Below are 2504 nucleotides of genomic sequence, written 5' to 3' on the forward strand. Positions count from 1 at the left end.
CCCCCCCCCCCCCCCCAAACACCCCCCCCCCCCCCGGGCCCCCGCCCGGTAACACCCCCCCGGGGCCCCCGCCCGCGCGCTCCCGCTGGTCGCGAGCGGGGCGCTGCCCCACACCCCGCCGCTCGCCGCGGAGGCGACCTCCCAGAGGTAGCCCCACAAACCCGCGCAACAAACCAAATCACGAAATCCACCACGTGAAAAACCACACAGCCCTTCAAGATGTGTAATGTGTGTGATATTTATAGAATAGAACCCGTAAGCAGATGGGAACAGGAATCCATGGCGGAGACCGCATCGACTTACAGAAGGGTTCGAAATGATCGACTACCGCACGATGAAAACGGGCGACTTTGTTGCTTCCATTCCCGCGCTCATGGCCGACGCCGACAGTCAGGCCCCGACAGAGAACGTCATCGCCGTTGCGTTCATACGCCCGAATGGTCGACTGCTCGGGTTCGCGATCGGCATAATCGCAGGTTTTCAGGAATTCATCCCCGAAGCGCTGGCGTCGGAATTTAAGGGTCAGGACATCGCGGCTCGGATCGTTCTCATTGCCGACAGTGACCATGCCGCACAGGGGGAAATCTACGTGGACATGATCACGGAAACACTCGTCGCGGCCGGTATCCCCGTACGCAGCCGCACGCACACACCGGCCATCATCAAGACGAGCCCCTGGCGCGATCTCGATTCCGGCGAATCCGGCACTCTGCCCGATCCGGCAATGACGCCCGCCGCCATCGCGCGAATGATCGACGGAGAAGGCCCCATACCCGACCCCGCAGCCCTGGAAGCAGCGTTCAGGGAGATCGAAGAGGCCAATATGCCCGAGGCTGACGCCGAGCGACGGCGGAATCCCGAGTTTGCGCGCGAAACTCTCGCCGAATTGCGCGAGACAATCGCCGAGTACGCCGAAGCCGCCAACCACGACGACACCGACAGCGGGATTATCGGCGACGATTCGGCCGAATACTACCGCGCCCGGATCTTGAACGACACGGGCGAATCCGGTTTGGCCAGTAGGGTCGGCGTGCTGGCCGACACCTCGCAATCCGCCCGCGATGCGTTGGTGGGACTGGCCGTTATCGATATCCCCGCCGCCGCCGCGATCTACACCCACCTCGCGAACCAGCTACGCGAGACCCCACGCACCCACCTACTCGCCGCCGCCGCAATCCTCCTGCACGTCGACGGCCGCCGCTTCCACGCTCGCAAGGCGGTCCAGGAATCCGCACTGGCGGCACTCGCGGCCGACGGCCCGATTCCCGCCGTCGTGCGCGTGCTCATGGCCGCCCAAGCCGCCGACGCGGAAACCGAAATCGCGCGCCGATTCCTCGCAATCGGCTGGCTCGCTGCACGTCGTCACGGCATCCAGGTGCCCGAATACGACTTCTATCACGCCGACTAACACCCCGGCTAGTTAGAGCCCGCGCACAGGGAATTTCGTCAACACCGCAAAACCCGCCCCAATATGGCGCACATCACACACAATCACACTGCTGATGTGTAAGGTGTGTAATAATATAGATGGTAAGGGCGGGGAATCCCGAACTCGGATCTTTGAAAACTTCACAGGGCTAACGCGAACATACCGACTTCTCACGACCCGTCCCGATCGGGCGGCCGCGACATATGGGCCGGACATGTCCAGGCACGGAGAAGCGCCGGGGTTGACACCCAGGCAGTAACGCGCCGACCCGCAACAACGGGCGGAGCAGGAAACCTAGCGCGAGCCCACCCCATAACCGCAAGAAAGGAAAACAGTATGAAGCTGGACGAATACGCAATACAACTCGCCCGCTCTTTCCCCGAAGGATGGGCGCTCAAATCGCGGGACAGCGACGACGAGCCCGGAAGTTACTACTACGAAAACACTTCCGGTGCACGGCTCCGCCTCGCTCTCCAGTCGGACAGTGACGGAAACGTGGCCGGTCGGGTGCGGCTGGAAGCCCAATTCGGCGACGTCGCGCACCACATCGCACCGGGAGGCCCGCCCAGCTACGAGATCGACGCCGACGCCGACACACCCCCCGAGGTCGTCGCCGTCGTGGCCGTTACTCAGATGCTGCCGCGCTACCTCCCCGCGCACGCCGCCGCGACACTGGCCAAGCTCGAGATGGACCAGCGCAAGCAGACGCGCACGGCCCATCTCGGCGACCTGGTCACGGCATTCGGTGGCATGGTCACCGATCGCGGTCAGATGTGGGCGGAGTACAACAATCGCGGCTACCGCTGGCGCGCGGAATTCCTGACCGTCGATCCGCCCGACACGGTGCAGCTCGACCTGCTCATCCCGGTCGACGTCGCCAAGCAGATTGCCGCAGTCATTCGCGCCGCAGTCGACCCCACGACGCCGGACACGGCGGCTGACACCGCCGAGCAGCACGAGCACGACGCCGACAGCGAGTAAGTAACCCACCCAGTGGCGGGGGGGGGGGGGGGGGGGGGGGAGGCGCACCCCAGCGGCCGCGCCCGAAGAAGAAGAGGAAAAAATGAAAAAAAAA

2 protein-coding genes are annotated in these 2504 nt (G+C 64.1%); both read left to right on the top strand.

Annotated elements, in window-relative coordinates; translation table 11 throughout:
* Nucleotides 1-316: 316 nt before the first annotated feature.
* Nucleotides 317-1408 (top strand): hypothetical protein, encoded by a 1092-nt coding sequence (locus QH290_RS00060; RefSeq protein ID WP_280381609.1) that lies wholly within the window; start codon nt 317-319, stop codon nt 1406-1408.
* 357 nt (nt 1409-1765) lie between these two features.
* On the top strand, nt 1766-2410 hold the full coding sequence (locus QH290_RS00065) for a hypothetical protein (protein WP_280381610.1): 645 nt from the start codon (nt 1766-1768) through the stop codon (nt 2408-2410).
* The last annotated feature ends 94 nt before the right edge of the window (nt 2411-2504 follow it).

This window comes from Nocardia wallacei, assembly GCF_029869545.1.
In the GTDB taxonomy this organism is placed as follows: Bacteria; Actinomycetota; Actinomycetes; order Mycobacteriales; family Mycobacteriaceae; genus Nocardia; species Nocardia wallacei_A.